10 protein-coding genes and 1 pseudogene are annotated in these 13,573 nt (G+C 59.0%); 6 read left to right on the forward strand and 5 right to left on the reverse strand.

Features of this window, described 5'->3' with window-relative positions; all coding sequences use genetic code 11:
- Window positions 1-169: 169 nt before the first annotated feature.
- From FBY04_RS19925 to FBY04_RS19945, 5 genes are all read left to right on the forward strand, one after another.
- Window positions 170-2,446, forward strand: coding sequence for a PAS domain S-box protein (locus tag FBY04_RS19925; protein ID WP_145316461.1), 2,277 nt, complete (start codon window positions 170-172; stop codon window positions 2,444-2,446).
- A 4-nt stretch (window positions 2,447-2,450) separates the two neighbouring features.
- Window positions 2,451-3,086: a response regulator transcription factor gene (locus FBY04_RS19930; protein WP_084323405.1), complete on the forward strand. Its 636-nt coding sequence runs from the start codon at window positions 2,451-2,453 to the stop codon at window positions 3,084-3,086.
- A gap of 72 nt (window positions 3,087-3,158) precedes the next feature.
- Window positions 3,159-4,253, forward strand: coding sequence for an AI-2E family transporter (locus FBY04_RS19935; protein WP_084323404.1), 1,095 nt, complete (start codon window positions 3,159-3,161; stop codon window positions 4,251-4,253).
- Complete coding sequence (locus tag FBY04_RS19940) at window positions 4,250-4,981, forward strand: hypothetical protein (RefSeq protein WP_145316463.1); 732 nt, start codon at window positions 4,250-4,252, stop codon at window positions 4,979-4,981. The genes FBY04_RS19935 and FBY04_RS19940 overlap by 4 nt, the downstream gene beginning before the upstream one ends.
- A 21-nt stretch (window positions 4,982-5,002) precedes the next feature.
- Window positions 5,003-5,467: a MaoC family dehydratase gene (locus FBY04_RS19945; RefSeq protein WP_145316465.1), complete on the forward strand. Its 465-nt coding sequence runs from the start codon at window positions 5,003-5,005 to the stop codon at window positions 5,465-5,467.
- Window positions 5,468-5,506: 39 nt separating this feature from the next.
- On the opposite strand, the gene FBY04_RS33275 is transcribed toward FBY04_RS19945, so the two are convergent.
- Window positions 5,507-6,550, reverse strand: a complete 1,044-nt coding sequence (locus tag FBY04_RS33275) for a methyl-accepting chemotaxis protein (protein ID WP_371927831.1) — start codon at window positions 6,548-6,550, stop codon at window positions 5,507-5,509.
- A 57-nt stretch (window positions 6,551-6,607) separates the two neighbouring features.
- Window positions 6,608-7,132 (reverse strand): annotated as a pseudogene (locus tag FBY04_RS33280) (Tar ligand binding domain-containing protein); the annotation flags it as partial.
- Between the two features lie 213 nt (window positions 7,133-7,345).
- Between FBY04_RS33280 and FBY04_RS19955 the strand changes: the two are divergent.
- A complete protein-coding gene (locus tag FBY04_RS19955) occupies window positions 7,346-9,133 on the forward strand; it encodes a SulP family inorganic anion transporter (RefSeq protein WP_145316469.1) in 1,788 nt (595 codons plus the stop codon).
- 70 nt (window positions 9,134-9,203) lie between these two features.
- Here the strand turns inward: FBY04_RS19955 and FBY04_RS19960 are convergent, their stop codons facing one another.
- From FBY04_RS19960 to FBY04_RS19970, 3 genes are read right to left on the reverse strand one after another with little or no spacing between them, the layout of a single operon-like run.
- Window positions 9,204-11,240 (reverse strand): LTA synthase family protein, encoded by a 2,037-nt coding sequence (locus FBY04_RS19960; RefSeq protein ID WP_145316471.1) that lies wholly within the window; start codon window positions 11,238-11,240, stop codon window positions 9,204-9,206.
- 32 nt (window positions 11,241-11,272) lie between these two features.
- Window positions 11,273-11,887, reverse strand: coding sequence for a hypothetical protein (locus FBY04_RS19965; protein WP_145316473.1), 615 nt, complete (start codon window positions 11,885-11,887; stop codon window positions 11,273-11,275).
- Window positions 11,884-13,182 (reverse strand): exo-alpha-sialidase, encoded by a 1,299-nt coding sequence (locus FBY04_RS19970; protein WP_145316475.1) that lies wholly within the window; start codon window positions 13,180-13,182, stop codon window positions 11,884-11,886. Before FBY04_RS19970 ends, FBY04_RS19965 begins: the two co-directional genes overlap by 4 nt.
- Between the last annotated feature and the right edge of the window lie 391 nt (window positions 13,183-13,573).

Genomic DNA, 13,573 nt, shown 5'->3' on the forward strand with positions numbered 1-13,573 from the left:
GTCACCTTTTATGTCCGGGTTGCTTTATATAACAATCCGCCATTGGTATGGAAGTACAACCTATAGCGTATAGTATATATACTATATTTGATTCTTTCTGATCTAAATGACTACAGTCATATCGATGAGGCCGGTATATCCTTGGCTTCCCCAACAAAGCGACCCCGTGATGACCCTGACTCCCGTTCGATTGCACAGCTGGTTACGCCTGCAGCGCGAGGGCGTTTCCCTGGCTGCCCGTGCCGATGCGTTGTGCCGGGCCTTGCAGGATTGCCCCGAGGTGCGTCGCGCGGTTTACCTCAGCTGGCAACCCCAGGCGAGGATCTACAGCCACGAAGGCGCCGCCCAGCATTTTCCGCCGGGCCAGGGCGACCCGTCGCAGGCCAGCGATCAGTTGCTGTTCGAGCGGCTGCTGGAGACGGGGCGCCTCGATCTGGCGCAAGTGCGGCAACTGGATTGCTGGTTGGCCGGCCGACTGCGCCGCGCCGCGATCAGCCACGGTCAGGTGTTTGATCTGGCGTTGACGCCAGGGCAGGCGGGTCTGTTGCTGGTGGAAGTCTGTGACGGTGTGAGTCTGGATTGGCTGGGGTGGGTGCAGGATTTGCTGACCGCCTTGCTCAGCAGCGTCAATGGCATGCTGCGTGGCTCGCCTTTATTGGGCCACGATCCACAGCCGAGCCTGTTGCTCGACGCGCAGGGCCGGCCGCAGGAATTCAACGCGGCGTTGTTGGCGCTGCTGGCCGAAAAGCCGCTGACCGATGTACTGGGATTTCTACCGGTCAATCATCGGGTGCTGGTACGCGCCTGTCTGGATCAGCAACGGGCCATTGAAGGGGTTGAAGCCCAATTCGAATCACAGATTCTGATCTGGACATTCATTCCCGATCCGCAGGACAACCGCGTGCTTGCCCGTTGCCGCGACGCCACCGTGCAAGTGCTGGCCGAACGCGAAGCGACCCAGGCGCGGCGGCTTTACCGGTTGATTATCGAGAACACCACTGACCTGATTTCCCGGCACACACCGGACGGCTGTTTTCTCGATGCCTCACCCGCTTCGTGGACATTGCTCGGTTACTGGCCGGAAGAATTACGCGGGAAAATGGCCCAGGGGTTGTTCCATGGTCAGGACCTGGCCAGCCTGGTGCAGCGCGCCCGCGATGCGCTGGAGCAGGACGGTTATCACACGATGACGTATCGCATTCGCCATCGGGACGGGCATTACCTGTGGTTCGAAACTGCCAGCCGGGCGATTCGTGAAACCTACACCGGCACGGTGGTCGAGGTGGTCAGCGTCTCCCGGGACATCACCGCCCGGGTGCAAGCCGAAGAGAACAAGCGGCGCCTGGCCGAAGTCGTCGAAGCCAACATCGACCCGGTGCTGTTTATCGATCCCGAAGGGCAAGTCACTTACCTCAACCCGGCGGCACGCCGCATTCTCGGGATTGGCGAACAACAGCCGATGCCGACCCTGGCAGAACTGTTCGCCAGCGCGGACTTGACGCGTCTGCAACGTGACGGCTGGACCGGCGCCGAACGCGACGGCGTCTGGAGCACCGATGCGCGCTTGCAACCACCGGGCGGTGGCGCTTCGGTGCCGGTATCCCTGGTGTTGTTGGCGCACCGTTCGGCTGGCGGCGAGCGCTACTATTCCCTGGTGGCGCGGGACATGACCGAACGTGAACTGCGCGAAGTGCAACAGCGCCGCCATCAGGATGAGCTGGCGCACACTGCGCGCCTGGTCACCCTCGGTGAACTGGCCTCGGGCATCGCACACGAAATCAATCAGCCGCTGGCCGCTGTGGTCAATTACGCGAATGCCAGCCAGCGCTATTTACAGACCGTGGATTCCAATCCGCAAGCCGCCGCCCGGGTCGCGCAAGGCCTGCAGCGCATCACCCACCACGCCACGCACGCCTCGGAAGTGATCCGTCGTTTGCGGGCGTTTCTGCGCAAGGGCCAGCGCCGCATGCAGGCGCTGAATGTCACCGATGTCGCCCGCGAAGCCGTGCGTTTGTGCGACTGGGAGGCGAGCAATTGCCAAGTGACAATCGAGGATCGACTGCCGGATAATCTGCCGCCCGTTTATGCCGACCGGGTGCTGCTGGAGCAGGTCCTGCTCAATCTGTTGCGCAATGCCATCGATGCCAACCGAGAACAACATCCCGGCCTGCCTTCGCTGATCGTGATGACTGCGGGGCAGGGCGGTGCCGCCTGCGTGGACATCAATGTTCAAGATCAGGGCCCCGGCGTGAGCGAGCCCGAACTGGAGCAGATCTTTACCCCGTTCTATACCAGCAAGGCCGATGGCCTGGGGCTCGGGTTGTCCATGAGCCGCAGCATCATCGAAGGTTTTGGCGGCGAATTGCAGGCTCGACGCCAACCGGTCGGGTTGCTGATGTGCTGTCGCTTGCCGCTTGCCGGCCCAACAAAACAACAACAGGAATAATGCAATGGCGGGTGTGACTGAGCACGTGGTGTATGTGGTCGATGACGATCAAGGCATGCTCGATTCGACGGTCTGGCTACTTGAGTCGGTCGGCCTCAAGGCGTTGCCGTTCACCAGTGGCGTCGAATTCCTCAATGCCTGCGATGCCAGTCTGGCGGCCTGTGTCCTGCTGGATGTGCGCATGCCTGGCATGGGCGGCTTGAACGTGCAGGAAGAAATGCGTTTGCGCGAACTGAACCTGCCGATCATCTTCGTCAGCGGTCACGCCGATGTGCCGATCGTGGTGCGTGCGTTCAAGGCCGGCGCTCACGACTTCATTGAAAAACCCTACAACGAACAATTGCTGCTGGACAGCGTGCAACAGGCCCTCAGTAATTGCGCGACACACCGTTCGGGCAATCAAGGGCATGAAGCGTTGCAGGCGCGCTTGCTCACGCTGACCCCACGGGAGCGCGACGTCTTGCTGCCGCTGGTGCAGGGTTACACCACGCGGGAAATCGCCGAGCAATTGGGGGTCAGTGCGAAAACGGTCGACCTCTACCGCTCTCGCGTGATGAAACGCATGCAAGCCAATACCCTGCCGGACCTGGTCGGCATGGCCATTGCCGCCGGACTGGTTGATCCCTTGAAGCTGCGTTGAATCCTCGCGCTTTCAATTGAGCGTCTATGCTGGGCTAACCGATCCCGTACCGCAGTGATCAGGGAGGCCTCCATGGAACCCACATCGTTCTCCGAAAAAACGCTGACGCGCACGCTGCTCGATGTCTTGATCCGGGCCGGTCTGATCGCCGTGCTGGTGTTGTTCTGTTTCGAGATTTTCAGCCCGTTCCGCGACCTGATGCTGTGGGCGCTGATCCTGGCGATCACCCTTTACCCGTTGCAGCAGCGGCTGAAAGGGCCCTTGGGGCAAAGGGACGGGCGCATTGCGACGCTGATTATCCTCATCGCCATCATCATTCTGGTGTTGCCGATCTACTTTCTGGGCACCTCGATTGCCGATTCGGTGGAGCGCGCGATGGAACTGGTCAAGGGGGGCGACTTTCACATCCCACCGCCCGCCGAATCCGTCGCCAGTTGGCCGCTGGTGGGCCAGCCGCTGTCTGATCTGTGGCTACAGGCTTCAACCAATCTTCCTGACCTGACCGCGAAATACATTCCGCAGATCAAAGACGTCAGCCTGACCCTGTTGAGCAAGATGGCCGGCGTCGGCATGGGTTTTCTGACTTTTATCTTTGCCTTGATCATTGCCGGTATTTTCATGGCCCATGGCGAGGGCGGCAGCCGCAGCGCGGTGCAGATTGCCTCCCGCGTGAGCGGCCCCGGCAGAGGACCGAAAATCGCTGCACTGTGCACCGCGACGATCCGCGCGGTGGCGTTGGGCGTGGTGGGCATCGCGTTCATCCAGATGCTGCTGGTGGGGCTCGGTTTTGTCTTCAAAGGCATCCCCGGCGCAGGTTTGCTGGCCTTGGCGGTGTTGTTGCTGGGCATCATGCAATTGCCGGTGACGCTCATCACTCTTCCGGCGATTGTCTTCGTGTTTACCACCGAGGGCGCGAACACTGCGACGATCGTGTTCGCCATCTATGTCTTTATTGCCGGCCTGGTGGATAACGTGCTCAAACCGTTGTTGTTGGGACGCGGGGTCGATGTGCCGATGCCGGTGGTGCTGATCGGCGCCCTTGGCGGCATGGTCACCAGCGGCATCATCGGACTGTTCATCGGCCCGGTAGTGCTCGCGGTCGGGTATCAATTATTCTGGCAATGGGTACAGGATCGGCCACCGGAGGAAGGAGGGCCGCAACCATGAATGCACAGCGTGATGAACTGCTGAATGAGGTGCTGACCGCCCACGGTGGTCTGGAACGCTGGAACGGTTTCAATCAGGTACGCGCCACCATCGTGACCGGCGGCTCGCTTTGGGCAATGAAAGGGCTGACCCAGGACAGCGCGCCGCGCGAAATGACCGTGTGGTTGCATGAACAGCGGGCCTCCGTGACGCCCTTTGGCGGGGCCGATCAATTCACCGTCTACACACCGGATCGAATCGCCATCGAAAATACCGCCGGCAAGGTGATTGCCGAGCGTGCAGCGCCGAGGGAATCCTTTCGCGACCATGGGGAAAACAGTCCCTGGGATCCGCTGCACCGCGCGTACTTCAACGGTTACGCACTCTGGTCCTACCTGACCATGCCTTTCCAGTTCACGTGGCCGGGTGTCTTGACCGAGGAGGTCGAACCCTGGCACGAGGGCACTCAGCGCTGGCGGCGATTGCGGGTGACCTTTCCCGAAAACATCGCCACTCACTGCGCTGTGCAGGATTTCTACTTCGGTGACGACTTCTTGTTACGTCGACACGACTACAACGTGGACGTCAGCGGTGCTCTGCCTGCCGCCCAGTACGTTCATGGCTATGTCGAAGCCAATGGCTTGCGCATGCCCGGCAAACGGCGCGCCTATCGACGCAAGGCTGATGCGCAAGCGGACAAGGACGCCTTGCTGGTGGCCATCGATCTCAGCGACATCGGCTATTGGTAATACATTGCAGAGGAATGAATCATGAACATGCATTCCTGGGAAAAACTCTACCTCGATGACCTGAGCCTGGGTCAGGAATTTGAAAGCGACCCCGTTCGCGTCAACCGCGAAGCGATGCTGGCGTTTGCTCGCGAGTACGATCCGCAACCCTTTCACCTGAGCGCCGAAGAAGCCGAGTCGAGCCTTTTCGGCGGCCTGGCAGCCAGCGGCTGGAACACCGCGGCCCTGACCATGAAAATGCTGGTGGCCAGCGTGCCCCTGGCAAACGGCATCATTGGCCTGGGCATCGAGTTGAGTTGGCCGACGCCGACTTATCCGGATGATGTGTTGCGCCTGTTCAGCACCGTGAAGGCCATCGATCCGTCAGCCTCCAAACCGGATCGGGGTGTGGTGACGCTGTTCATGGAAACGCTGAATCAGAATGACAAGGTGGTGCAGCGAGCCACCGGGAAGTTGCTGGTGTTCAGAAGGCCGGCAGAAGATTGATTGACTGGTCATGTCTTCAGGTTCTCAGGGCAATCCCACTTAGAAACTGAACCGCTGCAGAATAACGCCCAGTCCGTCGGACATTGCCTTGAGTTCCTGGGTCGTTCGAACGATTCCGCCTTGGGCTGTGGCGTTCTCTTCGACACTTTGCGCCACTTTTTCGACGTTGCAGGCGACCTGTTCACTGGCGGCGCGTTGTTCCTGGAGCGACAACGAAATGAAACTGACGGCCGCAAGGGATTCGTCCAGTGCACCCTTGATCCTGCCCATGGAGAGGCCCGCGCTTTCGACCAGTTTCTGGCCATGGGTTACGCGCTCACAGCCAGCGGCCATGCTGTCTTTGGCTTTGACCATGCCGTTTTGTATGGTACTGACCAAGGCCACGATTTCCGTGGTGGATTGGGCTGTGCGGGCGGCAAGGCTGCGCACTTCATCGGCGACCACGGCGAAACCGCGACCTTGCTCGCCCGCGCGTGCCGCTTCGATGGCGGCATTGAGGGCCAGCAGATTGGTCTGTTCGGCGATGCCCCGAATCACCCCGACAATCAGACTGATGTCATTCGACTGAATCGCCAGCTGATCGATGTCCGATGAGCTTTGTGCAACCAGATCGGCTATCTGGTCCATTTCCTGGATGGAGGCCTGCATGACCTCCATGCCTTCGCTGGTGATTTCGCCCGCTTTCTGCGCGGTGCTCTGAGCCTGTCGGGCATTGTCGGCAATGTGAGTGATGCTGACGGAAAGTTCTTCTACCGTGGCCGCCATGGAGGAGGCTGTCTCGCTTTGCAGGGCGGCGCTGCTCAATCCTTGCTCGGAAGAGGCAGACAGTTGCAGCGTGGCACCCTCGATCTGCTCGGAGGCCTGGCTGATCTTGCCGATCATTTCGCTCAGACTGTGGCGCATCGCCTGGACGGAGTGCAGCACACCCGTCGTCTGCTGTTGCTGGTCAAACTGTGTCGCGGCCAGTTTCCCCAGGGCAATGTTCGAACTGATGGCGGCCAGTTCTGCCGGTTCGGCACCGAGCTGGCGGCTCAACAGTCGGGAGAACAAAAACGTGTAGGCCACGCCTGCGATCAACGCCATTGCGAGAATCAACAGGCTGAGCTGGAGACTGGAGGTGTAGGCGATCTGGTTCTGCTCGAACTGGTATTTGGACTCCACCAGTTGAACCTCGATCAACTCGGAAAACTTGGCTGACAAGGGATCGATCAGTGGATACAGCTGGTCTGTCGCGAAACGTGCGAGACCGGCGTTGTCGTTCTGGCGCAGCATGCCCTGCAGGTTTTGCAATGGCCCGCGGGTGGCTTCCATCAGTGGGTTGATTTGCGCGATCAAACGGGTTTCTGCGGGGATCAGCGTTGTCGATTTGTACGCTTGCCACGTCTGATCGATTTCTCTCTGCGCTTGCTCTATGCGGGTCAATGACTCAGCGTTGGTGAAGTTGCCATTGCGTGCCTTGTGGGTGGCATCGACGATGTCCACGGCGTACAGGTCAGCGATTTTCTTCAAGTCCCGCAGCGGCACGACCCGATCGAGATACACGGTCTCCAGACTGTGTACTGCGGATTGCATTCCCAAGAGTCCAAGCCCACCGACACACAACAAACCCAGCAGCAAAGTGCTGGTGAGCACAAGCAGGTGAGTCCTGATTTTCCAGCTTTCCATGATCTGTAATTCCTGAGTCAGCCAAGTGATAGCGAGCGAGAGGTCAGCGTAAGCTGCAATAAAGGCACTTTGACATCATCTGCTGAGACTCAGGAGGAAAAACATCGTTTGATCGGCGAGAATTTATGGAAAGGCGACGTTTAATCACTGTAAATTTCGAACATGTTGCGTACGTACTGCACTCTGTTTTTCACCCCTGAGGGCTAAAGTCCCATGAACGATTCGGAGGATGCGCCCCCCGTTCCTGAGCCGGGTCGGATTACGCGCAGCCATACTGGCGATCAAACCGGCTGGCGCCGTTGGCTGCCGGGGCTGCAGACGTTGCGCAGCTATAAGATGGCATGGTTGCCGCACGACATTGTGGCCGGACTCGTGCTCACCACCATGCTGGTGCCCGTCGGCATCGCCTACGCGGTGGCATCGGGAGTGCCCGGCATTTATGGTCTTTACGCGACCATTGTTCCATTGCTCGCTTATGCATTGTTCGGCCCCAGCCGAATCCTGGTACTGGGGCCGGATTCCTCATTGGCGGCCGTCATTCTTGCTGTCGTTCTGCCGCTGTCCGGTGGCGATCCGCATCGCGCGATCGCTCTGGCCGGCATGATGGCGATTGTCTCGGGGATGGTGTGCATCCTGGCCGGCGTAGCGCGGCTGGGTTTCGTCACCGAGTTGCTGTCCAAACCGATCCGCTATGGCTACATGAACGGCATTGCATTGACGGTATTGATCAGCCAACTACCCAGGCTATTCGGCTTTTCGATCGATACCGACGGACCGTTGCGCAACCTGTGGGCCATTGTCACCTCGGTGTCGGATGGGAAAACCAACTGGACCACCTTTATGGTCGGTGCGGCCACCATGGCGGTCATCTTGTTGCTCAAGGACAAAAAACGCGTGCCAGGAATTCTGATCGCCGTGGCAGGCGCCACCGTCGCCGTTGGCGTGCTGGACCTTGCAGCCTACGATGTGGCGGTCCTCGGCTCTCTGCCCCAAGGCCTGCCGGCGTTTGCCATCCCCTGGATCCGCAGTACCGATATCGTTCCTGTGCTGATCGGGGGTTGCGCCGTTGCGCTTGTCTCGTTCGCCGACACCAGTGTGCTCTCGCGTGTCTATGCGGCGCGGACCCAGACCTATGTCGATCCCAACCAGGAGATGGTAGGACTCGGCGTGGCCAACCTTGCTGCCGGTTTGTTCCAGGGTTTTCCCATCAGCAGCAGCTCTTCACGGACTCCCGTGGCCGAGGCCGCGGGCGCCCGGACCCAGCTCACCGGCGTGGTGGGAGCGCTGGCTGTTGCTTTGTTGTTGGTATTTGCCCCGGATTTGCTGAAGAACCTGCCCACCAGCGCATTGGCGGCGGTGGTCATCGCATCGGCGATAGGCTTGATGGAAGTGGCCGACCTGCGACGGATTTATCGTATCCAGCGCTGGGAATTCTGGTTATCGATCGTTTGTACGGCAGGTGTGGCGGTATTCGGCGCCATCGAGGGCATTGGCCTTGCCATCGTCATAGCGGTGATTGAGTTTCTATGGGATGCCTGGCGTCCGTATTCTGCGGTTTTGGGTCGCGCCAAAGGCGTCCATGGCTATCACGACATCACGCGTTATCCGGATGCGCGTCTTACTCCCGGCCTGGTGCTGTTTCGCTGGGATGCCCCGTTGTTTTTTGCCAACGCGGAGCTGTTCCATGACCGAGTGCTGGACGCCGTGGCGGCATCGCCCACGCCAGTTCGTTGGCTGGTGGTAGCGGCGGAACCGGTCACCAGCGTGGATGTGACTTCCGCCGACATGCTGGCCGAACTGGACGACACCTTGAGCGCGGCGGGCATCACGTTATGCGTGGCCGAGATGAAAGACCCCGTCAAAGACAAGTTGAAGCGATTCGGGCTTTTAGAGCGGTTTGGCGAAGCTGCGTTTTTTCCGACATTAGGTGTCGCCGTCAGCAGCTATCTCAAGGTCTATCCGGAAGACCGGAAGGAAGGGCGGGGCGTGGATCGCGAGTAGACAAAGTGCATGTACGCTATCGGAGCCGGCGCGGTAGTCCGGCCCCGACACAATCGGGCTGGCGGCCCGGTTACTTGCGCACGTTCTGGTACAGCATCAACCTTGAGGTTTCATGCAAGCCGCGGGTCAGTTGCACCAGGCGCTTGAACTCTTCGGGGTTTTGCGGGGCCACGTTGTCCAGCGGCGTCGGTGAGGCCAGGTCGTGCAGCGTCGGCGAGCTGCCGTCGTGCTGCATTTGCACCATGTAGTGTTGAGTGACGCCCGCAATCAAAGGGAACGTGCCTTCACGCAGCACCAACGGCACCACGCGTTCACCCTCGGGCGCAGGCTGCTGGATGTCGCGCCCCATGCCGCTGTTGCGGAACTCGAGGCCCGCCATTCCCGCCACGGTCGGCAGCAAGTCCACCAGGCCGACGGCTTCCTTGACGGTCCGCGTGCCGAGCAGGCCCGGTGCGTGGATGATCATGGGCACCGCGTTGCTTTCCAGACCCAGTTGCTCATAAGCCGGTGCAAGGAAAGGGATCTGGGCGATACGGGTGTTATGGTCGCCAAACAGCACGAAAATGGTGTTGTCGTAGTAACCCCCTTCCTTGGCTATTTCCATCAAGCGCCCGATGTTGAAGTCCAGCAGGCGCACGGCGTTGTACTGTTCGACACTGCGCGAACCTGCGGCTTGAACTTCCGCCAGGGTAGGGTGCTTGACCTCGAAACCGTCATTGCTCTTGGGAATCGTGAAGGGCCGATGGTTGCCGGCCGTCTGCACATAGGCAAAGAACGGTTTGTCCTTGGGCAGTGCCTGCAGGATCTTGTCGGTTTCCTTGAACAGGTCCAGATCAGAAATCCCCCAGACATCCACGACCGGGGATTCCCAGTCCCGCTCTTCAAGCAAGCGAACCCCGTCGATACTTTGCCGGATCAAGGCGTTCATGTTGGCCCAACCGGAGTTGCCGCCGATGGTGTAGATCTTCTCGTAACCGGTGAAGGCATTGATCAATGTGTGCTGCTTGGTGATCAGCGGATTACGCGTCGCGGTTTCCTGTCGAGTGACGTCTGGAACCCCGCTGATGCTGGCCCAAACGGTTTTTGCGGTCCCGGTGACCGGAACATAGAAGTGCTCGAAGAACCAGCTCTGCGTGGCCAGACGATCGATATTGGGCGTCGGATTGATCGGGTTGCCATAGGCGCCGACGGCACTGGTACCCAGAGACTCGAGCATGACAAACATCACGTTCGGTGGCCGCGAGTTCGATATTTTGTACGGTTGCGGAGCCTGGTGACGGACGAAATTCAGGGTGTGCGGGTCGGGCTGGTCGACTCCCAGGTACTTGGCTATCACCTCGTAGTGTTCACGCACCTGCGCTTCGTCATAGTGCGACTGGCCGACCTTGACCGTGTCGTAAAGGAAGATCACCGGATTCAGGCCCAGCGCGGCGATCTGGTTATTACCGGAGAAGAAGGCATCGCTCCAGCGCAATGGCACAGGGTTTTCAAGGTTCATGTTCTCGACACGGCCCAGAATACCCAATAGCACCAGCACAACCATCAGCGCGCCCCCCCACGTGGCGGAGAGCGGGTGAATGGCTTTGCGGGGGCGATCCAGTGTCACGCGTTCAAGACGCACCAGGGCCAGCGTCACCAGCGCAACCGTTGCCAGCCACCCCAATGAAATCCAGATAACCGGGTAGGTTTGCCAGACCATGTCACGGGATATTTGCGCATCCTCGATGAAGCGCAGCACGGTGGCGTTGATCCTCACGCCCAGGTAGGCGTAATGGCCAAAATCGACGATATAGATCAGCAGCAGGGCGCCTATGGCTACTGCCAAATAGACGCGTGCCAATCCGCGAAGCAGGCGGCTGCCGAGAAGATTCCAACGCGGAATCCAGGCCAGCAACGCCAGAGGCAACATAACCAGGATGGCCAGACGCAAATCGAAACGGAAGCCGATGCCCAGGGTTTCCAGGACTGAATTTTCGTCGCTCAACGCGTTGGCGTCGAAACCGGAAAAACCGAAAAAGAACACCACCCGCAGCAATGCAAACAGCACAAACGCAACCGCTGTTGCGCCTAGCCAATAATGCAAACGTCTTGATTGCAGCCAACCCATCCCTGTTCCCCTAATAAAAATGTCGTTGAATCTCAAACGGATCCGGAGTCTTTCGCTGAGTCAGGCAACGTGTTCAGCCAGCCATACGACCAGCGCACCGCCAGCACCAGCAGTGCCGCGCAGCAATACAGGCCCAGCAGCGGATCAACCAGGTAATCCCAATAGTTATGCGAAGGTTTTATCCCGGCGATGAAGGCCAGGGTCGCACTCGCCAGCATCACGACGGCCAGGTAACTGCGCAGGTATAACAGGCCTGCCGTGAGCAGGGCGACGAAGATCAGCATCGGGCGTGGGCTGAAGCCGAACCGGTACGGGTCCAGATAACTCAACCCCAGCGTTGCCGGGTAGAGCACCAGCGCCATCACCGCGAAGATGATCAATACGCTGGTCGTACCTTGCTGCGCAGGCGGCAGGAAGCCCAGTCGATGCAGACATCCCCACACCATGAACACCAATGTCGTGACCGCAAGGTCATCAATGTGGCTGCGCAAATACGCAGCCAGCGACAAGCCATCCAGCGGTATGAAGCTGGCTGCCAGCAATGCGGCCAACAGTGCAATCCGCACGGTTCTCTTCAAACCAAAATCAGGCAGCAACAGGAAAATGATCATGGTGAAGCTGAGATGGGCTTGCCACAGGTTGATCATTTGGCACGCTCCGACAACCATGCATCGTTGAAGGTGACGTGCTTGATGAAGGTGTTGTTCCAGGAATAAACCAGGTGATACATACCGTCGGGACTCCGGATGAAGTACGGGTATTCATATTCGAAACTGCAGGCCTGGTCTTTGCAGACCCGGCTGTCGAGGTTGTTCAGGAACTGCGCCTCGAGCGGTTGGCGAAGTGCGCCACTGGAACCGCGAAACTCCCTGCCAATGATTTCCTTGTAAGCCTCCGGTGAAAACGTATCGCCCTCTGGATCAGGTGATTTGTCGAGGTCTCGCAGCGAGCGCCAATCGTCCATTTTTGCATCGGTGCCATAAAGGCTCAGTTTGAAGCGCCCGTCCTGCAAGTCATTGAGCGCCACCAGCAAGCCTTGCTCGGGTGTGGCGACGGCCGCCAACGAAGAATTGGGATTCGAGGGATCCAGTGGATAAGGCTCGCTCCAGGTCTGGCCGGCGTCTTCAGTGCGGGTCGCCAGCACACGATGATGGGTGTTGCCGGCATAGCGCAGCAAGGCGATACCGCGCTGTCCATCCAGTGGAACGACCGTGGGTTGCAAGGAGTTAGTGCCGCGGCTGATGCGGAATTTATCGATCACATCACCGTCTGCGCTCAGGTACAGGTATTCGGCAAACTTGCCCAGAAACTCGTGGTAGATCGGTAAGCCGATGGAACCGTCAGTGTGAAAAATCGGGGCGGAACGTACCAGGGTGCTGATATTCAGAAAGGGGGAAGTGATCAATTGGCGCGGCTCGGACCACTGGCGACCAAAGTCGTCAGAGACCATCACGTTGACCGCACTACCGGCCCAGCCCCCCATGGACACGGAAACGTAAAAGAGCCAGAGGCGGCTGTCCGGTGCGAGCGCAATGACCGGGTTGCCCAGTTTGCGGATGTATTTTCGAGTGCCCTGTTGGGTCGAATCCCGAGTCGCCAATACCTGTTCCGCACCCCATTCGCCAGTTTTCGCGTCGAAGCGGGCAGAGCGCACCTGCACGTCGGAGGCACCTTCGCGAGTGCCGGCGAACCAGACTGCCATCAGGCTGCCATCAGGCAAGGCGGTGACTGCCGAGGAATGCACGAAGTCCACCAGCCCGGAAGAGGCAAAACGACTGGTATAAACGGGTTTGGCGACTTGCTCGGCAGCAGCCCTCACCGGATTCATCAGGGCAAAGGAAGAATGCTCAGGAGCAGGATGGGTGAACCATGCAGCCGCAAACATGCACGAAAGGGCGACGTAGACCCCGAAGGAGGTAAGGCGGGGAAGTTGGATGCGCATAATTCAGGCTGTGCATCTCATGGCCAGGTCAGGCAGCTCAACCTATCACTTGTAGTCACAGACTCGTTCTTTAGCGAGCTGCTGCTTTGTAAGCAAATGTTTGTGTCACGGCAGTCGGCGGTACGTTTAGTCGATAACTAGTGCTTATCAGTGGCTTGCAGCCTTAATCAGGCGCCAGACCGTTTATCGAAAACTTCATTTCGACCGAAGGTGACCAGACTAAAAAACGCCGTTACTCATCCGGGAACACGATTGGTTTCGCGAAGGATGAGCTTATGAGCACGGATTATTCGGTACTTAATGAGATGGTCAGCTCGGCTCGAGAAACCCGGTGAGTCTAGACTTACCGGGTTTCTCTCTTTACCGAAGGAGGATCTCTCATGAACACCGT

This window comes from Pseudomonas sp. SJZ080, assembly GCF_007828295.1.
Classification (GTDB): domain Bacteria; phylum Pseudomonadota; class Gammaproteobacteria; order Pseudomonadales; family Pseudomonadaceae; genus Aquipseudomonas; species Aquipseudomonas migulae_A.